The sequence below is a fragment of the Kitasatospora sp. NPDC034035 genome (genome assembly GCF_055575755.1).
Genome location: NZ_JBVISA010000016.1, coordinates 87,918 through 111,942, shown reverse-complemented (window position 1 = coordinate 111,942; position 24,025 = coordinate 87,918). Strand labels below are relative to the sequence as shown.

Here is a 24,025-nt window from a genome sequence, read left to right as displayed (position 1 = left end):
CCGGCACCCCCACGGGGAACCGGCGGCCGTCACTTCACCCGATCGGCGGCGACCCTCGCGTCGCCCCGCAGGTTGTTCGCCTCGTCGCGCAGCCGCCGGCCCGCGACCGCGTACGTCCGACAGGTGGCGTTGGTGGTCATCCGTTCGGCCATCGCACCGACCAACTCCCCGGCACTGTCCACCAGCTCGGCGAGCGCGCCCAGCAGTGCCGCCTCCTCCGGCCCCGGCACCTTGTCCCGTACGCTCTCGCGGGCCTTCGGCTGCGCGTTCTCCCGCAGCTGCCGCCGCGCCTCGCCGATCGCCTCCACCATCGCCCGTACGCCGCTGTCCATCGTTCCCCCGATTCCTGTCCGACCCGACTCTCGACCGGCTCTCGACCTCGACCGGCCCGGTGAGTGTGCCCGCGCGCACCGGAATCACAAACCCCACCCGGTAGCACCTGAAACACCATTAGGCTGCTTACATGGCAACAGCAGACTCTCTCGCAACCGGCCAGCGCTCCCTCGGCGACCCCGACCTCGACTACCCGCTCTGGCCCCCGCTCACCGCGGGCTGCCCGCGCACGAGCACCGAGGACGTCTCCTACCCCGTCGAGGTCGACTACGCCTACGACAAGGCCGACCCGGCGAGCCTCTTCGCCCCCGCCCCGACCCGCGGCGGCCTGGAGCGCTGGGCCCCGCTGCTGCCGCCGCTGCTCGCGCCGGGCCTGGGCGAGGGCGCCACGCCGCTGGTCGAGATCGAGCCCGGGGTGTACGTCAAGGACGAGTCGCGCAACCCGACCTGGAGCCACAAGGACCGGCTGAACCGCTGCACCGTCAGCGCCGCCGTGGGTGTCGGCGCGCCCGGCATCGCGGTCGCCTCCTCCGGCAACCACGGCGCCTCGGCCGCCGCCTACGCCGCCCGCGCCGGGCTGCGCTGCGTCGTGTTCACCGGCCCCGACCTCCCGCCGAACGTCGCCGCCTTCCTCAACGCCTACGGCGCGGTGGTCCTCCCGGTGCCGTGGGAGGCGCGCTGGCCGCTGCTGCGCCAGGTCGTCGACCGGCTCGGCCTGCACCCGGTCAGCAACCTGACCACCACCCACACCGGGCACACGTACGGCCCCGAGGGCTACAAGACCGTCGCGTACGAGATCTTCCAGGACGTCGGCGTGCCCAGCGCCGTGTTCGTCCCGACCGGGTACGGCGAGCTGCTCTTCGGCGTCTGGAAGGGCTTCGCCGAGCTGCGCCGCCTGGGCCTGACCGACCGGGTGCCGCGCATCCACTCCTGTGAGGCGGCGGCCTCCGGCCCGCTGGCCCGGGCCCTCGAGCAGGGTCTCCCGGCCGCCCGCGTGACGGTCAGTCCGAGCAACGCCTACTCGATCGCCTCCCCGGTGAGCGGCTACCGCGGGGTGGTCGCGGTCCGGGAGAGCGGTGGCCGGGCGCTGACGCTGGACGATCACAGCCTCGCCGACGCGCAGCGCGAGCTGGCCCGCGCCGGCCTGTGGACCGAGCTGTCCGCGGCGGCCGGCCTGGCCGGGCTGCGCAGCCTCGGTGAGCCGGATCTGTCGGACGGCCCGGTGGTGTGCGTGTCGACCTCCAGCGGCTTCAAGGACCGGGGCGTCGGCACCCGGCGGACCGAGCCGGTCGCCCCGGAGTGGGAGGCGGTCCTCCGGCGCCTGCGGGCCGCCGGGGTCACGAGCGAGAACACCTAGTCCTTCACCGCGCGCCCGAGGTAGGTGACCTGGGGCCGGGCGGCCGGGGAGAGCACGAAGTCGACCAGCGGCGGGATCTCCTCGTCGGTGATCCGGCCGCCGCGGCGGGCCAGGACCGCCCGGACCAGGTTGAGCGGGTTCCGCGGCTTGAACTCGCGGACGTCCTGGTTGCGCAGCCCGTGCCGGGCGAGCGCGGCGGCGACCTCGGCGGGGGTGCGCAGCCGGTCGGCGCGGTAGCGGCCGGGCGGCATGATCCGGGTCATCGGGATGGCCTGGAAGGCGCCGAGGTAGACCAGCCGGGCGAGGGCGGTGCGGCTGACGGTGTCGTAGACCAGGGTGGCGCCGGGGGCGAGCACCCGGCCCGCCTCGCCGAGGACCCCGTCCAGGTCGCCGGTCACCTCGAGGGTGTCGGCGCAGTAGACCAGCTCGAACTCGCCGTCACCGAAGGGCAGTTCCTCGGGCTGTGCGACCAGGTCGGTGATCGTGAGGCCGTCCCGCCGATGGGCGGCCCGGGCGTGTCCGGTGGCCACCGGGGACGGGTCGACGGCGGCCACCCGGAAGCCGAGCCGGGCCAGTCCGGCCGCCGGGAGTCCGCGCCCGCCGCCGATCACCAGGGCGGGGCGGCCTTCGCCGCGGGGGGCGACTTCGGCGAGGTACTCCATCCGGACGGCCTGGAAGGACAGGGCGCGGATGTGCCGGCCGTCGATCGCCTCCGGGGACGCCGCGTCGAGCTCGATGTGCGGGGTGGTGCCCATGGCTGAACTCCCTCGGGACGCTCACGAAACATTCAGGTTCCCTGAGGGAACTTATCAGGGATGGGTTTCCTCGGGGAACCCAACTACCCTGGTCGCCATGACCCGCACCTCGCTCGCCGACGTCGCCTGCTCCATCGCCCGCGCCACCGACCTGTTCGGCGACGCCTGGACGGCGCTGATCATGCGGGACGTCCTGACCGGCATCCACCGCTTCGACGACCTCGCCCACGACCTGGGCATCTCCCGCAAGGTCCTGGCCGCCCGGCTGGCCCGACTCGTCGAGGAGGGCGTACTGGTCCGCGAGCAGTACCAGGAGCACCCGCCGCGCGAGGAGTACCGGGCCACCGAGAAGGGCGCCGAGCTGCACTCCGTGCTGATGGCACTGATGGCCTGGGGCGACCGCTGGTACGCGGGCGAGGCCGGCCCGCCGGCCCGGATCCGCCACCTGGACTGCGGGCACGACACCACGCCCGTGACGGCCTGCGGCCACTGCGGCGGGCCGGTCACCGCCGCCAACACCACCGAACTGCCCGGCCCCGGCGGCCGGATCGGCCCCGGCACCCGGGTCCTCGGCCCGCTCCTCGTCGCCCGCGCCAGGCCGTAGGGCCGCCGCCCGCGCCAGGCCGTACGGCCACCGCCGGCGCCAGGCCGCGACGAACGATGCGCCCCGACCGGCGGCCGCCCGGGGCCTGCTGTTCGCCGGGCCGTCCGCCGACGTAGGGCCGACGTAGGGTCGGCGTTCGCCGAGCGCCCGCAGGCTGGCAACCCTCCGCCAACTCCCCCCACCCGTGGAAGGGTTGCCACCGTGTCGCGTTCCCCCCGCCGCCTGCTGCCGCTGGCCGTCGCCGTCGCGGCGGTGCCCGTGCTCGCCCTGCCCGCCGTCCCGGCCGCAGCGGTGACGTACGGCACCCCGACGATCACCCTCTCGGCCGGTTACCTCTCCGGCGCGGTCGGCGCCACCGGCGACCCGACCGTGACCGTGACGGTCGCGCAGAGCGGCGCCTCGGCCTCGGCGCTGGCCGTCGCCGCCTCGGCCACCACCCGCAGCACCGTGGCCCGCACCGGCGACGTCACGGTCACCGGCACCGGCGGCGCCCGCACCCTGGCGGTCGCCGCCCAGGGCGTCGGCTACACCGACCTGACCATCAAGGTCACCGGCCTGGGCGGCAAGAGCGCCACCCGCACCCTGCACTACGCGGCCTCCGCCGCCGTCCAGTACTCCGCCACCAGCCGCTACCTCACCGGCTCCAGCGACGCCTCGGCCGCCGTGGACGCGGGCGGCGGCTACATCGTGGTCGGCGACGACGAGTCCAACACCCTGCGCCTGTACGACCGCAACAACTCCGGTGCCCCGGTGCGCACCTGGGACTTCAGCACCGCCCTCGGCGTCTCCAAGGAGATCGACATCGAGGCCGCCACCCGGGTCGGCAACACCATCTACTGGACCGGCTCGCTCGGCAACAACAAGGACGGCGTGGTCAAGCCCGACCGGCAGACCGTCTTCGCCACCACGATCACCGGCTCCGGCGCCACCACCCAGCTCTCGCTGGCCGGCCAGTACCACGGCCTGCGCGACGACCTGATCGACTGGGACTCCGCCAACGGCGACCGCTACGGCTTCGCGGCCGGCGCCGCCGACGGCCAGGTGCCCAAGCAGATCGACGGGTTCAACGTCGAGGGCCTGGAGTTCGCCCCCGGCAGCACCAGCACCGCCTACGTCGGCTTCCGCGCGCCGCTCACCCCGGCGGTCACCGGCGGCCGGGCGCTGCTGGTGCCGGTCACCAACTTCCCGTCCCTGCTGAACGGTTCGGCCGCGCACGCGGCCTTCGGCGACCCGATCGAACTGGACCTCGGCGGGCTCTCGGTCCGCGACATCCGCCGCAACGACCTCGGCCAGTACCTGATCGTGGCCGGCTCCTGGGCCGCCGAGGACAACTCCGCCCCGTACGCGCTCTACCGCTGGGACGGCCGGGCCGGCTCCCAGCCGGTCAAGCTGATCGACCTGCCGACCGGCGACTACGGCGCCTGGGAGGCCGTCCCGGACGTCCCGAACCTGGACACCCCGGGCGCCGCCGCGCAGCTGATCACCGACGACGGCTCCGCCGACCTCTACCAGGACGGCACCAACGCCAAGGACCTCACCCACCCCGAGTGGAAGAAGTCCCGCAGCACCTGGTTCACGCTCAACTGACGCCGCCCCGGGCCCCTCGGCATCCACACCGAGGGGCCACGCCAAGATCCTCATGCCGAGGGCCCCGCAGCGAGGGGCCGGCCCGCATCGGACCAGGCTCGGACCTTGTGCCAGGACGGCACCCAGGCCCCGTCCTCCACCGCGTAGGCACCGAACAGAGCGGGCGCCTCGGCCCGCATCGGCTCGCCGATCCGCCCGACTCCGCCCCCTGCCCCTCCCCCGGCCCCTCCCCCGGCCCCCGCTACACCGTGGTCCGGGCCCGGCGCACCAGCCACCAGGTCACCGCCAGGGCGACCACGAACAGCCCGAGGTTCAGCCCGTTCTCGATCAGGTGGAAGGTGCCCAGCCGGCTCGCCGGCTGCAGGCTCTGCTGGATGCCGGTCAGCCCGTGCTCCCGGAGGCAGGAGGTGAAGGCCGCGGCCCGCCCGTCGAGGATGTTGCCGCACCACTGCCCCATCACCTCGTTGTACGGGTGGAGGTGCCCGGCCGCGTCGACGAACGGCGGCTTGCCGCCGTCCAGCAGCAGTTCGTTGGCCACCGGCGCGAACGGGTCGATGCCCTCGCCCCGCTCGGCCGCGAGCGAGATCGTCCGGGTCGCCGGGTCCATCAGGTGCGGCCGCAGCTGCTCCATCAGCATCGTGCGTGCGCCGAAGGCCCCGAGCACCACCACGAACGCGGGCAGCAGCCGGCGCAGCGCCGCCCCCACCGCCACGCCGACCATCCCCCAGGCGAGGGCGAGGGTGAGCGGCAGCCAGCCGCCGGCCTGGAACAGTGTCCCTTCGAACAGGCTGCGCCGGGCACCGAGGTGGACGAGGTTCGCCACGTGCAGGCACTCGGCGGCGAGCACGGCGGTCAGCACGCCGAGGACGGTGCCGAGCACGGCGAGCTTGCCGAACAGCCACCGCAGCGGGCTGATGTCCTGGGACCAGGCGAGCAGTACGGTGCGGTGCTCGTACTCCCTGGCCAGCAGCGGCACCCCGACGAACATGCCGAGCATCGCGGGCAGGAAGACGACCAGGTTGAGCTGGTAGCCGGCGATGTCGGCGCCGTGGTTGATCCTGGCGAGCCGGTCGTCGGCGACGGCCTTGGCGCAGTCCGGCCCGTGGCACAGGTCGAGCGCGTGCTGCAGGTCGGCGGCGTTGACGACCATCCAGGCGAGGACGGCGGCCGTGAGGAGGGCGGCGCCGATCAGCTGCCCGCGGTGCTGGCGCCAGGTGAGCCAGAGGATGCCGCGCCACAGGTTCCCCCGGGCGGCGGGCGCGGGCCGGGTGGCGGCGGCGGGCGGCGGGGTGGTGGCGGGGGCGCTCACCGTCCGGTCTCCCCGAGGGAGGTCTTGAGGTAGCCGAGCACGATGTCCTCCAGGGTGACGGGGTGGCCGGTCCAGCCGGGCGCGTCGAGCGGGGTCGCCGCGCCGAGCAGGGTGCGCACCACGAAGGTGGACTGCCGGGCGGTGTGGTTCTCGTGGACGGTCTCCCCCTCGACGGGCGGCCGTTCGGCCCGCGGGCCGCTCAGCCGGACGTGCTGGGCGAGGAGGTCCTCGACGTCGCCGTCCAGGATGTTCCGGCCGTGCGAGAGGAGCAGCAAGTGGTCTCCCACGCCCGCGAGTTCGGCGACGACGTGGGTGGACAGCAGCACCGTCATGCCGGTCTCGGCGACCTCGCCGAGCAGTTCGCCGGTGACGGCCTTGCGGGCGACCGGGTCGAGGTTGGCCAGCGGCTCGTCCAGCAGGAGCAGCGACGGGCAGGCGCCGAGCGCGACGGCCAGCGCGACCTGCGCCTGCTGGCCGCCGGAGAGCTTGTCGCAGCGCCGGTCCAGCGGGATGTCGAACCGCTCCAGCCAGCCCAGCGCGCGGGCCTGGTCCCAGACGTGGTTGGTGTGGCGGCCGAAGTTCAGCATGTCGGTGACCTTGAAGTCGCGGTAGAGCGGCTTGTCCTGCGAGAGCAGCACCACCCGGCCGTCCGTCCGGTACTCGCCCGCGGTGGGTTCGAGCATGCCGCTGACGATGCCCAGCAGGGTGGACTTGCCCGCGCCGTTGGCGCCGACCAGCGCGACCACCCCGCCGGCCGGGAGCGTGAAGCTGCAGTCGTCCAGGGCGGTCACGCCCCGGTACCGCTTGGTCAGCCCGCGTACCTCCAGGGCCGCGGTCACGCCTTCGCCCCCTGGTGCGCGGCCGCCTGGCGTGCGTCGCGCTCGGCGGCGGCCGACTCCTCGGCGAGCACGGCGGTGACCAGGGCCTTGACGTCCTCGTCCTCCAGCCCAGCCGTGCGGGCCTCCGCGACCCAGCGGGCGAGCCCGGTGCGCAGCCGCGCCATGTCGTGGGGTTCGACGGCGCCGAGCGAGCCGGTGACGAAGGTGCCGGAGCCCTGCCGGGCCTCGACCAGGCCGCCGTGCTCCAGCTCGCGGTAGGCCTTGAGCACGGTGTTGGCGTTGACCGTGCACGAGACGACGACGTCGCGGACGGCCGGAAGGCGGTCACCGGGCTTGAGCAGTCCCAGCCTGAGCGCTTCCCGTACTTGCTTTACGAGTTGCGCATAGGCCGGGAGGCTGTCCGTCCGGTCCACATGGAATTCGATCACGGGGCGTCTCCTCGGTGGATGAGGTCCTGAGGCCTGCCCCTGAATTGTTATGGTCTAGTAGAACACCAGTCAACCACTACAGCGAAACACTTTCCGATCAGTGCCGAGCAGTGCCGTGCAGCGCCGAGCAGTCGGGCGCGGCCGCTCAGAGCTCGACCAGCACCTTCCCCCGGCTCGCCGAGCGGTCCTGGTAGAGGCTGCGGTACGCGGCGGGGATGCCGTCGAAGCCCCGGTGGACGGTCTGCTGGTACGTCAGGTCGCCGCTGCGGACCAGCGCGCCGACGTCCCGCCGCAGCGCCGCCCAGTTCTCCTCGGTGAACCACTCCAGCGAGAAGATGCCGCGGATCGTGGTGCGCGGGTACATGATCATCGGCAGCAGCCGGGGGCCGGCCCAGCCGCCGCCGACCTGGCTCCCCCACTGCCAGCAGACCGCCACCCGGCTCTCCACCGCGAGCATGCCGAAGACCACGTCGGTCAGCACCCCGCCGAGGCTGTCGAAGTAGCGGTCGATGCCGTCCGGGGCGAGCTCGGCGAGTTCCTTCTCCAGTCGCTCCGGAGCGTCGCCGTCGCGGTACAGCACCACCCCGTCGAAGCCCAGCTCCCACAGCCGTTCGGCCTTCTCCGGCGTCGCCGTGGTGCCGATCACCCGTGCACCCCGGTGCTTGGCCAACTGCCCGACCACCGAACCCACCGCCCCGGAGGCCCCGCTGACCAGCACGGTCGCACCGGCGCGGACATCGAGGAACTTCTCGACCGTGCCCCAGGCCGTCATCCCCGGCCCGCCCAGGACGCCGAGCGCGGTGGAGAGCGGCAGCGCCTCGTCGTAGTGGGCGGGGTCCAGCCGGCGGAAGGCCGGGAAGACCATCGGGAAGGTGCCGGTCTGCCACAGCCTGGGTGCGCCGTTGCTGATCAGGTGGCTGCGCCAGCCGCCGAAACCCTGCACCAGGTCACCGGCCGCGAACCGCGCGGCCGGCCCGGCGTCCAGCACCTCCATGATCGAGTCGGCGCCCATGTGGTCGCCGATCGGGGTGTCCAGCGCGATGCCCTGGAGGTACGGGTCGACCGAGACGTACCGGGTGCGCAGCAGCATCTCGTCGGCGGCGAGCCGGACGTCCAGCTCCTCCACGACCTTGCGGTACATCCGCTCGATGTCCGGCACACCGTCCACGTGCTCCCGGACGGTCCACTTCTCGATCCTCACGAGGTGACTCCAAACTGCCGGTCGACGGGTCCGACCGGTTCGATGAGCAGGGTGGGCGGCGGCGCGTGGTCGTCGATCTCCGCGGTGAACGGCTTGCGGTCGTCCCGGCAGATGAACTGGACGACGTGTCGGCCGGCCGCCGCCGCCCGGATCAGACCGCCGGTGGTCGCCCACACACCGGAGAGGTAGAAGTTCGCGAGGCCCGGCAGCCCGGGGCCGTTGCGCTTGATCTCCTCCTCCAGGATCTCGCCGCTCTCCACGAAGGGCTGCCAACCCAGCACCGTGCCGTCGTAGTTGCCCGTGTAGCGGACCTGGGTGAGCGGGGTGGAGACGTCCTTGACCGCCACCGCGTCCTTCAGGCCCGGGTGGTGGCCGTCCAGGAACTCGATCACGGCGTCCCGCACCCGGCGCTTCTCGCGCTGGTACTCCCGGCCCCGGCCGACCGGCAGGGTGTGCAGCTCCTCGCCGCGCCGCAGCCGGGGCGACTGCTCGGGGCCGGTGCTCAGCTCCCGCCAGGGGGCGATGTCGCAGAAGTAGCTGGCGTACACCACGGTGGTCCCGGCCGGGGACAGCTCCGGGTAGTGCCGGCTGCGGAACTGGACGTTGATGCTGGGGTGCCGGATGCCGGTGAGCCGGGCGGCGAGCTCGTCCTCCAGCAGGTAGGTGGTGCACGGGTCGCCGGCCGGGAAGGGGCGGCGCAGGCCGAGGAAGACGGTGAGGTACCCGGGGAAGACCATGCCGGGCTCGGTGATGGTCCTGGTGTACAGCCGGCGGTAGGTGTCGTTCAGGTAGCGGCCCTTGAGCAGGTCCAGCATGGTCGTCCGGCCGTCGCAGGCGGCCACCACGATGTCCGCCCGCACCTCCCGGCCGTCGCTCAGCCGCACCCCGACCGCCCGGTCCTGCTCGACCAGGATCTCGGTCACCTTGGCGTTGTACGTGATCTCGCCGCCGAGCCGCCGGTAGCGCTCCTCGATCGAGTGCGCCAGGCCGAGCGAGCCGCCCTCCGGCACGCCGGCCGACTGCCCGGCGTGCGAGGCGAGTTGGAAGTAGGTCGGCAGCACCGGGAAGTTGGGGTGCTTCTCGTACAGGACGAAGTTGAACGCCTCGCGCAGCAGCGGGCTGCGGAACCGCGCCGCGTAGTCGCTCATCAGCACGGTGATCGAGCGGCGGATCACGTTGAAGTACGGCAGGAAGGAGGCGAGCATCCGCCACCGCTCCCGCCGGCCCATCAGCCCGACCGGCTTGAGGAAGGGGTAACGGGCCAGCGCCAGGCGGAACTTGCGCAGCCCGGCGCAGAACTGCCGGATCTGCCGGGCGTCCTCCGGGGCCAGCTCCAGCAGGTGGGCCTCCAGCCGGTCCGGGTCGGAGTAGAAGTAGACCGCCCGGCCGTCCCGGGTGCGCACCACGTTGAAGACGTCGAAGTTGCGCATCAGCTTGCCCTGCAGGGCGCCGAGCTCCAGCCAGATCCGGTGCATCTCGTTGCCCGGACCGCTGCCCAGCAGCCAGCTGACGCAGCAGTCGAAGGTGAACTCGCCGCGGTCCCAGCCGGTGCAGCAGCCGCCGGGGATCTCGTGCATCTCCAGGATCCGGGTGCGGTAGCCGTTCATCTGCGCGTAGCAGCCGGTGGACAGGCCGCCGAGGCCGCCGCCGATGATGACCACGGTCTGCCTGCTGCCGGTGGCCGTCCCGCCGGTGGTCGTCCCGCTCACTCCGCCACTCCCACTTCCACGTCCGCGACGCCCACGTCCGGCACTCCCACGGCCGGTACGCCCACGGTGGCCCGGTCGAGTTGCGGCAGGTGGCCCCACTTGCCCGCGTGCCAGGGTTCCCGGTTGTCGCTGGGCCAGGCCCGGAACGGCCGGCCGAGTTCCCGGCAGAGGTACTGCGCGGCGTACCGTCCGCTGGTGGCGGCCCGGATCAGCCCGCCCAGGGCGGTCCACTGCCCGGCCATGGAGAAGCCGCTGAGGCCGGGCAGCCGCATCCGGTCCCGGTTGACCAGCCGGTTGGCGACGTCCTCGGCCTCGGAGAAGGCCTGCCAGGCCAGGATGCTGCCGTAGGTGTTGCCGGTGAACCGCTCGGCGGTCACCGGCGAGGCAACGTCGACGAGTTCGATCCGCGGGCCGAGCCCGGGGTAGGTCCGGTCCAGGAAGACGCGGACGAACGCGGCGACCTCCTGCTTGCGCGCCCGGTACGCCCGGCGGTCCCGGACCCGCAGGTCCTTCCAGGAGCGGTAGTCGCTGAAGTAGGTGCAGTGCAGCACCGACTTGCCGGGCGGCGCGAAGCCCTCCGCGTAGGCCGAGCGCAGTTGCACCACCAGGCTGTGCTGCAGCGAGCCGGGCAGCCGGGCGCTGTCCTCGGGCGTCAACAGATAGGTGGTGCTGTGCGGTTCGCCCTCCGGCAGCGGGCCGTCGATGCCGACGAAGGCGGAGACCACGGCCGGGTACAGGTTGCCCGGCTTGTCGATCAGTTCGCCGTACAGCCGGTCGGTGACGGGGCTGGAGTAGCGGCCCTCCAGCAAGCGGTCGAGTACCGTCGGACCGTCGCAGGCGGCGACCACGTGGTCGGCGAAGTGCCGTGATCCGTCCCGGAGTTCGATGCCGATGGCGCGTCCGTCCTCGATCAGGATCCGCTCCACCCGGCAGCGGTAGCCGATCACCCCGCCGAGCGAGGTGTACCGCTCCTCCACCGAGCGGGCCAGCCCCAGCGAACCGCCCTGCGGGAAACCGGCGTTGCCGTTGTGCGCGGCGGCCAGTGTGTACAGGTACGGCAACAGCGGGAAGCCCGCGGGCTCCTGGAGGAACATGGTGGGGAAGGCCCGGCGCAGCAGCGGGTCCTGGAAGCGCTCGGCGAAGCCGCTCATCGGGGTGGTCGCGGTGCGCCAGAACAGCCGGAAGGCGGGCAGGACGGCGCGCAGGGTGCGCAGCCGCTCCGCCGTGGTGCGCAGCGGCGGCGGGGTGAGGTCCCAGGGCAGGTCGACGGCGACGAAGCGGCGCAGGTCCCGGCAGAAGGCCCGGATCGGCTTGGCGTCGTCGGGGGCGAGGGCGAGCAGGTGCTGTTCCAGCCGGTCCGGGTCGCCGTAGAAGGTGACGGCGCGGCCGTGTTCGTCGACGACCCGGTTGAAGATGTCGAAGCGGGTCACCGATTTGCCGTCCAGGGCGCCGAGTTCCTGCCAGACCTGGTGCGCTCCGGTGCCTTCGGCGGTGCCGATCAGCCAGTCGATGCAGTAGTCGAACAGGTAGCCGTGCCGGGACCAGGCGGTGCAGCAACCGCCGGGTAGCACGTGTTTCTCGAAGATCCGGGTCTCCAGGCCGCTCATCTGCGCGTAGCAGCCGGTGGCGAGGCCGGCCAGGCCGGCCCCGATCACGATGACCCGGGGCGGGCCGCCGGGGGCCCGCTCCCTCGTGGACCAGTCCGGTCCGCGGTCAGCCGCGGCCATCGGCGGTGCCTCCGGCCAGGATGGCGCCCGCCAGTTCGGCGTTGCGGGCGGCGTACTCGCCGTCGAGCATCTCGGCGTGGCTGCCGTGGCCGGCGTACACGGCGGTGCCGGTGGTGGAGGCGCCGTGCCAGGAGCCTTCCTCGCCGCCGACGTGCACGCTCAGCCGCTCGCGTTCGCAGACCACGTCGAGTTGGGCGCGTACGGTGCCCGTGTTGGGGGTGCGGCTGGAGAACTCCAGGTAGTCCCGGGCCTGTTCGAGGGTTTCCCGGGCGACGATCCGCGAGCCGGTGTGGCGGTGCAGGTGCTCGTGGAGTTCGCGCTCGAAGACGGCCACGTGTTCCTCGCCGAGGTCGAAGGCGTCCAGGACCCGGTAGGCGTCGACCAGCAGCACCGAACCCACCGTGCGGCCCCGGCGTTCCAGCTCCTTGGCAACCTCGAAGGCGAGGTTGCCGCCGAGGGAGTAGCCGAGCAGGACGTACGGTCCGGCCGGGTGCAGTTCCTCGACCAGGTCGGCGTACCGGGCGGTCTTGTCGTCGCCGGTCAGGTAGTTGAAGGCGGCGATCCGGTGCTCGGGCAGGTGCGCGGCGAGCTGCCGGTAGACCAGTCCGTGGCCGCCGGCCGGCGGGAGGCAGAAGACCGTACGGCCTTCGGTCGCCGTGGCGTTGAACCAGAGGTAGGGCTGGCCGCCGGACACCTCGCCGGTGATGATCTGCTCGACGGTGCGGGCCATGCCGTGCAGGGTGGTGACCTTGAACAGCAGGCCGACCGGGATCCCGATGTTGAACTCGGTCTGCAGGTGGTGGATCAGCTCGATGAGCCGGATCGAGCTGCCGCCGAGTTCGAAGAAGTCGTGCTGCAGGCCGACTTCGTCCAGGCCGAGCAGGTTGCGCCAGTGCTCGGCGACCCTGGTCTCGTAGAGGGTGACGGGGGGTTCGTGCTGGGCTCCGCCGGTGTCGGCCTTCGGCTCCGGAAGGGCGGCGAGGTCGACCTTGCCGTTCGGGGTGAGGGGCAGGGCGGGCAGTTCGGTGAGGTAGGAGGGGATCATCACGGTGGGCAGGTGCTCGGCCAGGTGGCGGCGCAGTTCACGGCGGTCCAGCACGGTGCCTTCGGCGGGGACCACGTAGGCGGCCAGGACGGCTTCGCCCGAGGCGTCCTGGCGGACCGCGACGCAGGCCTGGGCGAGTTCGGGGCGGGCGGTGAGGTGGGCCTCGATCTCGCCCGGCTCGATCCGGTGGCCGCGGACCTTGACCTGGTTGTCGATCCGGCCGAGCAGGTGCGCGGTGCCGGTGGTGTCCCAGTGCCCGAGGTCGCCGGTGCGGTAGAGCCGTACGGGCGTGCCGTCGAGCTCCAGGGTGGCGAAGCGGTGGGCGCTCTGCTCCGGGTCGTTGGGGTAGCCGGCCGCGACACCCGCGCCGCCGATCCACAGCTCGCCGGGCACGCCGGCCGGGACGGGCTCGCCGTACGGGTCGAGGATGTACAGCGCGCTGTTCGGGAAGGGCCGGCCGATCGGCACCATCCGGCCGGGTTCGAGTTCCTCGGCCGCGCCCTCGTAGTAGGTGCTGTCGACGGTGGCCTCGGTCAGGCCGTAGGAGTTGACCAGCCGGGTCCGTTCGCCGCACAGGGCGCGCAGCCGGCGGTGCTCGGCGGCCTTCCAGGAGTCGGAGCCGACGATGACCAGTTTGAGGAAGTCCAGCCGCAGGCCGTCGCGTTCGCAGTGGGTCAGCAGGGCGCGGGCCACGGCGGGCACGAACTCGCCGCAGTCCACGGCTTCTTCGCGCATCACCCGGTGCAGCCGCGCGGTGTCGAAGAGCAGCTCGCGGTCGACCAGAACGAGGGTGCCGCCGCTGCCGAGCGCCCGGGCGAGGTCGCCGGAGAAGACGTCGAAGGCGGTCCCGGCCATCTGCAGGTGGACCCGGGCCTCGGTGTCCAGCCGGTACTCCGCGCGCCAGCCGGCGGTGACGGCGGCCAGGTTGCGGTGGTCGACCCGGACCGCCTTCGGGCGGCCGGTGGAGCCCGAGGTGTGGATCACGTAGGCGGCCCGGTCCGGGTCGGCGGCGGGCAGCGGCCCGGCGGCGTCGGCGGGCCGGTCCAGGTCCTCCAGGGTGACCGGCTCGGCGGGCAGGTCGGCGGCGGGCGGGCGCCGCTCGTCGACCACGACCAGGGCGGCCCCGGCGTCGGCCACCTGGTAGGCCAGCCGGTCCGCCGGGTGCCCGGGGTCGAGCGGGAGGTAGGCGGCGCCGGCCCGCCAGATGCCCAGCAGGGTGGTGATCAGCTCGGGTGACTTGTCCAGGCAGACAGCCACCACCGAGCCCTCCCCGACGCCCAGTTCGCGCAGCCGTACGGCCGTGCGCTGGGAGCGCCGGTCGAGTTCGCCGTAGGTGAGGCGCCGGACCCCGTCGCGGCCGGGCGCGACCACGGCGACGGCCTCCGGGTGCTCGGCGGCGGCCTTGGCGATCAGCTCCGGCACCGGGGTGTCGTGGTCGATCCGGCGTTCGGCGCCGCTGAACCCGGTGAGGATCTCCCGGCGTTCGGCCGCGTCCAGCATCCGCAGCCGGCCGACCGGCTCGCCGTCGGCGGCGCGGGTCATGGCGTCCAACAGGTTGCGGTAGTGCGCCGCGAGCCGCCGGACGGTGGCGGGCTCGAAGAGGTCGGAGTTGTACTTGAAGACGCAGTGGAAGCAGCCGTCCGCGCGGTCCTCGTAGGCGGACAGCGTCAGGTCGAACTGCCCTTCTTCCTCCGGGAGTTCGATGTACTCCAGGCGGTAGCCGAAGCGTTCCACGGCGACCTTGTGGGTGAGCAGGATGAACATCGCCTGGAACACCGCGGAGCGGCTCGGGTCGTGCTGCAGCCCCAACTGCTCGACCAGCAGCGGGAAGGGGTACTCCTGGTTGTCCAGTCCGCCGAGCACGCTCTCCCGCACCCGGGCCAGCAGCTCGGCCACGGTCGGTTCCCCGGCCAGGCTCACGTGCAGCGGCAGCGGGTTGACGAAGTAGCCGTAGACGGAGGCGAACTCCTCCTGGGTGCGGCCGGTGACCGGGCTGCCGACCACGATGTCCGGCTGCCCGGACCAGCGGTGCAGCAGCAGGTAGTAGGCGCCGAGCAGCACCATGAACGGGGTGACGTTGTGCGCACGGGCCAACTCGTGGACCCGGTCGGTGAGTTCGGTGTCCAGCCGGAAGAACTCGGAGGCGCCGTTGTGGGTCTGCACGGCCGGCCGGGGCTTGTCGGTGGGCAGCGCCAGCACCGGCATCTCGGCGGGCAGGTGCCCGCGCCAGTAGTCGAGCATCCGCTGCGCCCCGGGCCCGGCCAGGAAGCGGTTCTGCTGGTTGAGGAAGTCCAGGTAGCGGGCGGCGACCGGGGGCAGTTCGGGGGTGCGCCCCTGGCGCAGCGCCTCGTAGACCTCGAACAGCTCCTCGATGAAGGTGAAGGTGGAGATCGCGTCCGAGACGATGTGGTGGACGGCCTTCATCAGCACCCAGCGGTCCGGCCCGCGCCGGAACAGCCGCAGCCGTACCAGCGGGTCCGCGTCGAGGTCGTACGGCCGCCGGTACTCGCGGACGATCAGCTCGTGGATCTCCTCCCACGGGCGGCCCTCGACGTCGAACAGCCCGGTGTCGGCCGCGGCCTCCTCACGGATGCGCTGGAGGGGCCGGCCCTCCTCGGCCGTGACGTTGGCGCGCAGTGCGGGGTGGCGGGCGACCAGGTGGCGGAACGCGGCGAACACCAGCTCCGGGTCGAGCACCGCGCGCACCTCGACGGCGCCGCCGATGTTGTACGCGAAGCCGTCCGGGTGCAGCTGGCGCAGGAACCAGAGCGCCTGCTGGTTGTGGGTGAGCGGGTAGCGGGACTCGTCGGTGTGGAGTTCGATCTCGGCCCGGTCCGGGCCGCCGTCGGTGTCGAGCCGCTCGGCCAGGCCCGTGGTGAGCAGGTCGACCAGGTCGCCGACGGAGCCGTTGCTGAGCAGGGCCACCACCGGCAGGGCGACGCCCAGTTCGCCGTGCACCCGGGCGCGCAGCTCCATCGCGAGCAGCGAGTCGAGGCCGTGCGCGCCGAGCCTGGTGTCGGTGCCGATCCGCTCGGAGCCGATCCGCAGCACGGCCGCGGCGGCGGCGGTGAGCCGTTCGGTGACCAGTTCGAGCCGGGTCTGCGGGTCGGCCGCCCGGTAGGCGTCCAGGAAGCCGCCGGTCTCGGCCGGGGCCTGCTCGGCGGCGCTCGCCGCCAGGTCGGCGACCAGCGGCGGCGGCGCGGGGTACCAGGCGAGGAAGGTCGGCCAGTCGACCACGGTGGCGACCAGCAGCTGGGCGCGGTCCTGGCCGAGGACGCGTTCCAGGACGGCCGTTCCGGCGTCCGGGGGCAGCGAGCTCATGCCGCGGGCGTCGCGGTAGTGGGCGACCAGGCCCAGTTCCTCGATCATGCCGGTGGCCCAGGGGCCCCAGTCCAGGCTGAGCGCGGGCAGGCCGTCGGCCCGGCGGTGGTGGGCGAGGGCGTCCAGGAAGGCGTTGCCGGCCGCGTAGTTGGTCTGGCCGGCGGTGGTGAGCAGCGAGGCGACGGAGGCGAACAGCACGAAGTGGTCGAGCGGTTCGTCGCGCAGCAGCCGGTGCAGCAGGTGGCCGCCGGCCACCTTGGGGGCGTATCCGGCGTCGAAGGCCATGCGGTCCATCTGTGCCAGCAGGGTGTCCCTGACCTGGCCGGCGAGGTGGAACACGCCCCGGATCGGCGGGCGTTGGTGCTCCCGGTAGTCGGCGAGCCAGGCGGCGAGCGCGGTTTCGTCGGTGACGTCGACCGGGGCGAGCAGCGGTTCGGCGCCGAGCGCCTGGAGTTCGCGCAGGAAGGCGATCCGCTCCCCGGCGGGGCTGCCCGGGTCGGTGGAAGCCCACTGGGAGCGCTCGGGCAGGGCGGTGCGGCCGACCAGGATCAGCCGCCGGGCGCCGCGCTTGACCAGGGTGCGGCAGAGCAGTCGGCCGAGGGCGCCGAAGGCGCCGGTGACGAGGTAGCTGCCGTCGGGGCGCAGGACCGGCGGCAGCGGCCGGGTGAGGCCCTCGGCCTGCCGCAGTCGGCTGGTCAGGCGGCGGCCGGCCCGCAGCGCGATCTCCTGCTCGTCCCGGGCGGCGAGTTCGGCGAGCAGTGCCCCGGCCTGGTCGGTCGCGGTGACGGCCGGGTCGAGGTCGATCAGGCTGCCGCGCTGAGTGACGAGTTCCTGCTGCCACAGCACGCGTCCGATGCCCCAGGCGGGGGCGCCGAGCGGTTCGACCCGGTCGCCGGGGGCGGCGGGCTGGGTGCCCCGGGTGACGATGTGCAGCCGCCCGTCCGGGAGGGCGGCGGGCAGGGCCTGGGCGAGGGCGATCACGGAGTAGGCGCCGAGGGTGGCGAGCCCGTCGAGCCGGTCGGCCGTGGTGGCGTCGAGGGCGGGCAGGTCGAGGTTCCAGAGGTGGACGACGGTGTCGTAGCCGGGTTCCAGGGAGGCGAGCAGCCGCCGGACGTCCTCGGCGGAGTCGGGCCGGACGGTCGAGTGTCCGTCGCCGTGGTGGTACTGCTCGGCGGGCCGGACGAGGTGGCAGCGGGCGCCGCGCTCGGCGGCGAGCGCGGCCAGCCGCTCGGCGAGGCCGCCTTCGTCGGCGAAGAGCAGCAGGTCGCCGGGGGTCTCCTCGGCGGTCGGCGCGGGCGCCTCCACCCAGGCGACCTCGGTGAGCCAGCCGTCGATGGTGGCCAGGCCGACCGAGGCCGGGGCCTGGGCGACGTCGGCGACCCGGAACCCGGTGATCCGGCCGAGCGGGGTGCCGTCCTCGGCGTGCAGGGCGATGTCGCCGACGAGTTCCTCGCCGCTGTCCCGGGTGACGGTGGCCTGCGCCCAGAGCGGCCGGTCGCCGATCTCGTCGAGCCGGACCTCCTCGATGGCGACCGGCAGCCGGACGCTGCCGCCCTCGGGCGTGTGCAGCGTGGTGGTGAGCAGGGTCTGGAAGCAGGCGTCCAGCAGCACCGGGTGCAGGTGGTGGTCGGCCGCGCCGGGGCCGAGTCCGGCGGTCGGCCGGATCCGGGCCAGCGCCTCGCCGGGGCCCGCCCACACCTCCTCGATGGCGCGGAAGGCGGGCCCGTAGTCGTAGCCGCGCTCGGCCAGCAGCCGGTAGCAGTCCGGCCCGTCGAGGTGCTGCCCGTGGGCGTCCGGGGCCGAGACGTCCAGCGCGGGCCCGTACGAGCGCCGCTGGCCGGTGCGGACCCGGCCGCAGGCGTGCACGGTCGGCTCGCCGCCGGCCGGGGTGGCGGCGACGGTGAAGCGGGCGTCCTCGGGCGCGTAGCCGAGCTGGACGGGGACGGGTTCGGTCTCGGAGAGGAAGAGCGCCCGGTTGAGCTCGACCTCGGCCAGCACCACCTCGGTGCGGCCGGTCAGGGCGCGGACGGCCTGCGCGGCCATCTCCAGGTACCCGGCGGCCGGGAACACCACCTGGCCCTCGATCCGGTGGTCGGTCAGGTACGGCAGCCGCTCGGGGTCGAGCGCGGTGGTCCAGCCGGGCTGGGCGCTCGCGGTGCGGCGGCCCAGGAGCGGGTGGTCGACCCGGCCGAGCCGGACCTGCTCGACCGGCTTGGGCTCGATCCAGTACCGGTCGCGCCGCCAGGGGTAGGCGGGCAGCGGCACCGGGCGGCCGGCCGGGTGCAGCGCGTCCCAGCTCAATTCGACGCCGAGGGTGTGCAGTTCGGCCAGGCTGCGGGCGAAGCGCTCGGGCTCGTCCTGGCGGCGGCGGATCGACGGCAGGGTGTGCGTCCGCTCGGCGCACTCGCGGATCGCATGCCCGAGGACGGGGTGCGGGCCGAGTTCCAGGAACAGTCCGTGCCCGTCCTCGGCCATCCGCTCGACGGCGGCCCGGAACCGCACCGGGTTGCGGACGTTCTCCCACCAGTACCCGCCGTCCAGCTCCGGCCCCCGGGCGAGTCCTTCCCGCGCGGTCAGGTAGAGCGGCAGCCGCGCCTCCTGTGGCTTGATCGCGGCGAGCGCGGCGATCAGCTCGTCCCGGATCGGGTCCATCCGCACGCTGTGGTAGGGGACTTCGACGTCCAGCAGGCGGGCGAAGACGCCCTGCTGCTTCAGTTCCTCGGCCAGCTCGCCGAGGGCTTCGGTGTCCCCGGCCAGGGTCACCGCGGACGGGCTGTTGACCGCCCCGAGCGAGATCCGGGTGCGGTACGGCCGGATCCGGCGCTCCGCCTCCGCCTCCGGCAGACCGACCGCGAGCATGCTGCCGGTGCCGGCCAGCCGCTGCTGGAGCCGGCTGCGGGCCAGCACCACCCGGACGGCGTCGGCGAGGTCGTACACCCCGGCCTCGTGAAACGCGGCGACCTCGCCGGTGCTGTGGCCCACCACCGCGTCGGGGCGCAGGCCGTGGCTCCGCCAGAGCGCCGAAAGTCCCACCTGGACGGCGAAGTTGGCGGGCTGGGCCACCCAGGTCTCGGCCATCCGGGAGTCCGTCTCGTCCCGGTCCAGTTCCGTCAGCAGTGACCAGCCGGCCTGCTCGCGGATCTCCCGGTCGACGGCCCGCACGGCCTCCCGGTACACCGGCTCGCTCTCGTACAGGCCCCGGCCCATCCCCCACCACTGCGGGCCCATGCCGGTGAACACCCAGGCCAGACGGCGCTGTCTGCGCTCCCGGGCCCGGCCCTGGACCACCCGCGGGTGCTCCTCGCCGCGCTCGCAGGCGGCCAGCGCCTCGTCCAGGTCCTGCCGCGACGAGTACGTGACCGCGAGCCGCTCGGGCAGGTGCTGGCGGCGGTGCGCCAGGGTGTGGCCGAGGTCGGTGAGCGAGGCCCCGGTGGCGAGCTCCTGCCGTACGGCGGCGGCGAGTTCGGGCAGTCCGGCGGTGTCCTTGGTGCTCAGCGGCAGGACCGTGAAGACGGGCTCCGCGACCGCCGCGGCGGGCCCGGGGCGGGGCGGCTCCTCCAGCAGGACGTGCGCGTTGGTGCCGCCGAAGCCGAAGGAGTTGACGCCCGCGCGGGCCGGGCCGCGGCGCTCGGGCCAGTCGACCGGCTCGGTCGGGATCTCGAAGGGCAGCGCGGCCAGGTCGATGCCGGGGTTGGGCCGCTCCAGGTTGAGGTGCGGCGGGATGCGGCGGTGCTTGAGGGCGAGGGCGGTCTTGATCAGCCCGGCGACGCCGGCGGCGGCCTCGGTGTGCCCGATGTTGGTCTTGACCGAGCCGACGTAGCAGTGGTCGCCGGAGCGGCGGCCGATGCCGAGCACCCGGCCGAGCGCGGCGGCTTCGATCGGGTCGCCGACCGGGGTGGAGGTGCCGTGCGCCTCGACGTACTGCAGGCTGCCGGGCAGCACCCCGGCCTCGGCGCAGACCCGCTCGATCAGGGTGACCTGGGCGTCGGCGCTGGGGACGGTGATGCCGTTGGTGCGGCCGTCCTGGTTGACGCCGCTGCCGAGGATCACGGCGTGCACCGGGTCCCCGTCGCGCTGCGCGTCGGAGAGGCGCTTGAGCACGACCACGCCGACGCCCTCGGCCCGGACGTAGCCGTCGGCGGAGGCGTCGAAGGCGCGCGATCGGCCGTCCGCGGAGAGGAAGCCGCCCTTGGTCTCGGCGATCGTGTACTGCGGCGCCATGTGCAGCAACGCGCCGCCGGCCAGGGCGAGTTCGGTTTCGCCGCGGAGCAGGCTCTGGCAGGCCAGGTGGACCGCGACCAGCGAGGAGCTGCAGGCGGTGTCGATCGAGACGCTGGGGCCGCGGAAGTCGAAGCAGTGCGAGATCCGGTTGGAGACCATCGTCATCATGGTGCCGGTGGCGGTGTGCGCGGCGATGGTGGCGAAGTCGAGGTCGGCGAACTGCAGGATCTTCCAGTCGAGGGTGAAGGCGCCCATGTAGACGCCCACGTCCCGGCCGGCCAGCTCGCCGGGGCGCAGGCCGCCGTCCTCCAGGGCCTCCCAGCTGACCTCCAGGAGCTTGCGCTGCTGCGGGTCCATGTGCTCGGCCTCGCGCGGGCTGATCCCGAAGAAGTCCGGGTCGAAGGTGTCGAAGCCGTCGATGTAGCCGCCCCGGCCGCCGATCAGCCGCCCCGGCTTCGCCCGGTCCCGGCTGCCCAGGGTGCCGGTGTCGTACCGGTCGGCGGGCGTGTCGGTGAGACAGTCCCGACCCTCGATCAGGTTGCGCCAGTAGGTCCGGTGGTCGTTGGCGTGTCCCGGCAGGCGGCAGCCGATACCGGTGATCGCGATGGACTCGCGGGGCACGGCGAAGGGCGAGGAAGTCATGATCCAATCCGAGGGTGATGGCGTGACGCCGGGGACACGGGCTAGGGGGCGGCTGCGCGGACCGGAGTCAGACGGACTGCTCGGTGGTCTTCGCCCGGCGCCAGGGGTGCAACAGGCTGGCGCCGAGCTCGCCGGTCGTGGGGAACGCGGTCGGGTCGGTGAGGCCGACGGCGGTGGGCACTCGGCCGGGCCGCCAGGTGAAGCTCCCGAACACGTGGTCCCACAGCGAGAGGTCGGAAGAGTAGTGGCCGGCTTCGGCGAGGTCGGTGCTGTGGTGCAGGCGGTGGAGTTCCGGGCCGGCCAGGACGTGGCCGAGCGACCCGAGGTGGACGTCGATGTTCGCGTGGACGAAATACCCCTGAGCCAGAACGAATATTCCGACCACGAACACTGAATCCGCCGAGAATCCGATCAGCGCCAACGAAATCTGGACCACGGACTGTGCGACGAAGACGTCCAGGAAATGATTCACGCCGTTGTTCGCGACGTTCACCTTCTCCGGGACGTGGTGCACGCCGTGCAGCCGCCAGAGCCACCGGTTGCGGTGGGACCAGCGGTGCACGAGGTAGTCGCCGAGCGAGCCGACCAGCAGCGCGAGTGGAATCTCCGCCGCGAAGGGCAGCGCCGGGTGCGCCGGACCGAGCAGTTCGACCAGCGCCGTCACGAACCCCTGGGCCAGTGCGCCGCCGATCATGCTCAGCACGAAATAGACGCTGTACCAGCCGAGTTCACGCCGGTTCGGGTGCCAGTCGGTCCGGTACGGGATCAGCCGCTCCAGCACCGCCAGGTATCCGATGACGGCCACCAGGACGAGCGGGGAGACCCGGTCGGGCGCCCAGTGGAAGTGCAGGGTCGCGACGGCGACGCACAGCACACCCAGGAGCAGGAGCGGATGGGCGAGCCGGCGGGCAATGGCGTGCAGCACGCGCCCCCCGTTCTTCGCGGACTAACGACTGGAAACGTCAGAGACTCTAGCGGGACCCGATGGCCGGGGCAGTCATTCGACGTGTTAACGCCATGAATGACCCGATCGGCGGACCATACGCGCACGAAGTTGACGCTCGGACGGCGTGAAGGGGGCGCATTGCGCGGCAGAAACGGGAGTTGTCGGGGTGCGGCACCGTCACACCGCCGGGTGAGCGCCGTCGAGCGCCCTGCCCGTGACAGCCGCCGGTGACGCCCGCCCGCGCCGGCCACCCGCCGCCCTCAGGCCCGTACCAGCTCCGCCAGCCGCCTGGCGGCGCGCGGTTCGTACGCCGCCAGGCGGTCGCGCAGGCCGCGCAACTCGTGCGCGACCAGCGCGGGGAGGGCGGCCGCCGCAGTGGCCTCCAGGGCGGGGCCGAGGAGTTCGACGGCCGCGCGCGGATCGTGCGCGCAGACCAGGCAGTCCGCCGCCCGGACGACGAACAGCAGTCGGCTGGCCGGGAGTTGGGTCGGGCCGAGCAGGCCCAGCGCGGTCTCGGTGGCGCTCAGCGCCCGGCGGGCCAGCCGGGGGTCGTCCCCCGCCGCCGCGAGGTCGCGCAGCGCGGCGGCCGCGGCGGACTCGACCCGCATCCGCATCGAGGCGATGGAGAGCCAGGGCACGTCGACCTCGTCCTCGGCCCCGATGTGGTCCAGCTGTGCCCGGGCCAGGCCGATCTGCCGTACGGTCGCCGGGACGTCGCCGGTCAGGGCGTGCGCGCGGGCCCGGCTGATCCGGCCCATCGCGCCGGCCCAGGGCCGGCCGGGGGCGACCCGGTCGATCTCGCGGGCGTAGCCGAGGGCGGCTTCCGGGTCGCCGTCCAGCCGGCCCAGGATGCTCAGGTCGCTGAGCGTGCCGACCTGGGTGGCCTGGTCCCCGGCGAGCCCGGCCCAGATGAGCGCGCGGTCGTAGCAGGCCATCGCGGTGGCGTTGCGGCCGTCCTGCATGCGCAGCGCGCCGGCCGCGTGGGCGTGCTCGGCGGCCAGTCTGGCGAGCGGACGGCGCTGCGCGGCGGGAGCGCCGGCGAGTCGGGCGAGCACGGCGTGCAGGGTGCGTTCGACGGCGCCGGCCAGGCCCGGCCGGTCACCGGTCTCGCCGGAGCGCAGGTGGGCGGCGAGCAGTCCGGTCAGGGCGTGCGCGGTGGCCGCGTCCAGCGGCGGGGCGGCGGCCGGATCGGCGAGCGCCGCGGGGGCGCAGAACTCGGCGTGCAGTGCGGCCAGTTCGGCGGGCGCGGGGACGTCACAGCCCTCTGCGTCGTGCAGCGGGCAGAGCAGGCCGTAGTCGGGCAGCCGCGCCGGGGCGGGCGCGGCGGGGGCCGGGCCGACCAGGGCGACGCCCGGCAGCGGGGGCCGCAGCAGGGCGGGTGAGAAGGAGTCGAGGGCGCAGAGTTCGGAGGTCTCGGCGCGCAGGCAGGCGGCGCTCACCTCACCGCCCGCGCCGAGGAGTTCGTCGATCCGGTCGGCGACCCTGGGGGTGACCCGGCGGGCCCCGTGCTCGATCTTGCTGACCGCGGTGTGGTCGTAGCCGATCCCGACGCCGAGCTGCGCCTGGGTGAGGCCGGCCCGGCGCCGCCAGTGCCGCAGCCGGGCTCCGAACTCCCGCCAGGCGCCTCGGCCCTGGCCGGTCGGCGGTGCCGGAATCCCCGCCGAAGGGGCCACTCGGTTCCGCTCCACGGCTGCCTCCCCGGGGGCGTGGCGCCGTCCCCGGCCGATCGCGGGGCCCGCCGACGATTCCAGTGGTTCCGACGACTCCGCCGGCTCCGACGGCTCGGATGACACCGGCGACTCCGGCGACTCCGATGACCAGGACGGTACTCGATGGCCACCCGCGCCGTACATGACGTGGTCTCAACCACTCGAAGAAGACCGCAGCTTGACGCAAAGCCGAGCGGCGGGCTTGACGGAATTTGCCAACCCTATGCATCGCCCGCACCATCCATTGACCCGAGCATGACGCCATGTGAGGGTTCGGGCACCCGAGCGCGGA

The 24,025-nt window shown here is 73.5% G+C and carries 14 protein-coding genes; 3 read left to right on the top strand and 11 right to left on the bottom strand.

Going from position 1 to position 24,025, the window contains the following annotated elements:
- Positions 1-29: 29 nt before the first annotated feature.
- The gene (locus ACZ52J_RS23220; RefSeq protein WP_465621330.1) at positions 30-332 is read right to left on the bottom strand and encodes a hypothetical protein; all 303 of its coding nucleotides are present in this window, start codon (positions 330-332) and stop codon (positions 30-32) included.
- 131 nt (positions 333-463) lie between these two features.
- On the opposite strand from ACZ52J_RS23220, the gene ACZ52J_RS23215 reads away from it, so the two are divergent.
- Positions 464-1,690 (top strand): threonine synthase, encoded by a 1,227-nt coding sequence (locus ACZ52J_RS23215; protein ID WP_465621328.1) that lies wholly within the window; start codon positions 464-466, stop codon positions 1,688-1,690.
- Here ACZ52J_RS23215 and ACZ52J_RS23210 read toward each other — a convergent pair.
- Positions 1,687-2,445, bottom strand: a complete 759-nt coding sequence (locus ACZ52J_RS23210; RefSeq protein WP_465621327.1) for a class I SAM-dependent methyltransferase — start codon at positions 2,443-2,445, stop codon at positions 1,687-1,689. The genes ACZ52J_RS23215 and ACZ52J_RS23210 overlap by 4 nt on opposite strands.
- A 97-nt stretch (positions 2,446-2,542) precedes the next feature.
- Between ACZ52J_RS23210 and ACZ52J_RS23205 the strand changes: the two genes are divergently transcribed.
- Positions 2,543-3,049 (top strand): winged helix-turn-helix transcriptional regulator, encoded by a 507-nt coding sequence (locus tag ACZ52J_RS23205; RefSeq protein ID WP_360498933.1) that lies wholly within the window; start codon positions 2,543-2,545, stop codon positions 3,047-3,049.
- Positions 3,050-3,301: 252 nt separating this feature from the next.
- Positions 3,302-4,636, top strand: a complete 1,335-nt coding sequence (locus ACZ52J_RS23200; protein WP_465621412.1) for a hypothetical protein — start codon at positions 3,302-3,304, stop codon at positions 4,634-4,636.
- 241 nt (positions 4,637-4,877) lie between these two features.
- On the opposite strand, the gene ACZ52J_RS23195 is transcribed toward ACZ52J_RS23200, so the two are convergent.
- From ACZ52J_RS23195 to ACZ52J_RS23155, 9 genes are all read right to left on the bottom strand, one after another.
- On the bottom strand, positions 4,878-5,945 hold the full coding sequence (locus ACZ52J_RS23195) for a hypothetical protein (protein ID WP_465621325.1): 1,068 nt from the start codon (positions 5,943-5,945) through the stop codon (positions 4,878-4,880).
- On the bottom strand, positions 5,942-6,784 hold the full coding sequence (locus ACZ52J_RS23190; RefSeq protein ID WP_360498929.1) for an ABC transporter ATP-binding protein: 843 nt from the start codon (positions 6,782-6,784) through the stop codon (positions 5,942-5,944). The genes ACZ52J_RS23195 and ACZ52J_RS23190 overlap by 4 nt, the downstream gene beginning before the upstream one ends.
- Positions 6,781-7,212 carry a GntR family transcriptional regulator gene (locus ACZ52J_RS23185; RefSeq protein WP_465621323.1) on the bottom strand — a complete coding sequence of 144 codons (432 nt, stop codon included), beginning with the start codon at positions 7,210-7,212 and terminating at the stop codon, positions 6,781-6,783. Before ACZ52J_RS23185 ends, ACZ52J_RS23190 begins: the two co-directional genes overlap by 4 nt.
- Positions 7,213-7,357: 145 nt before the next feature.
- Positions 7,358-8,413 (bottom strand): MDR family NADP-dependent oxidoreductase, encoded by a 1,056-nt coding sequence (locus ACZ52J_RS23180; RefSeq protein ID WP_465621322.1) that lies wholly within the window; start codon positions 8,411-8,413, stop codon positions 7,358-7,360.
- Positions 8,410-10,074 (bottom strand): phytoene desaturase family protein, encoded by a 1,665-nt coding sequence (locus ACZ52J_RS23175; RefSeq protein WP_465621410.1) that lies wholly within the window; start codon positions 10,072-10,074, stop codon positions 8,410-8,412. Before ACZ52J_RS23175 ends, ACZ52J_RS23180 begins: the two co-directional genes overlap by 4 nt.
- Positions 10,075-10,118: 44 nt before the next feature.
- Positions 10,119-11,849 (bottom strand): phytoene desaturase family protein, encoded by a 1,731-nt coding sequence (locus ACZ52J_RS23170; protein ID WP_465621320.1) that lies wholly within the window; start codon positions 11,847-11,849, stop codon positions 10,119-10,121.
- Positions 11,836-21,078: a non-ribosomal peptide synthetase/type I polyketide synthase gene (locus ACZ52J_RS23165; protein WP_465621318.1), complete on the bottom strand. Its 9,243-nt coding sequence runs from the start codon at positions 21,076-21,078 to the stop codon at positions 11,836-11,838. Before ACZ52J_RS23165 ends, ACZ52J_RS23170 begins: the two co-directional genes overlap by 14 nt.
- Positions 21,079-21,145: 67 nt before the next feature.
- The gene (locus tag ACZ52J_RS23160; RefSeq protein WP_465621316.1) at positions 21,146-22,003 is read right to left on the bottom strand and encodes a sterol desaturase family protein; all 858 of its coding nucleotides are present in this window, start codon (positions 22,001-22,003) and stop codon (positions 21,146-21,148) included.
- A 281-nt stretch (positions 22,004-22,284) separates the two neighbouring features.
- The gene (locus ACZ52J_RS23155; protein ID WP_465621314.1) at positions 22,285-23,712 is read right to left on the bottom strand and encodes a helix-turn-helix domain-containing protein; all 1,428 of its coding nucleotides are present in this window, start codon (positions 23,710-23,712) and stop codon (positions 22,285-22,287) included.
- Between the last annotated feature and the right edge of the window lie 313 nt (positions 23,713-24,025).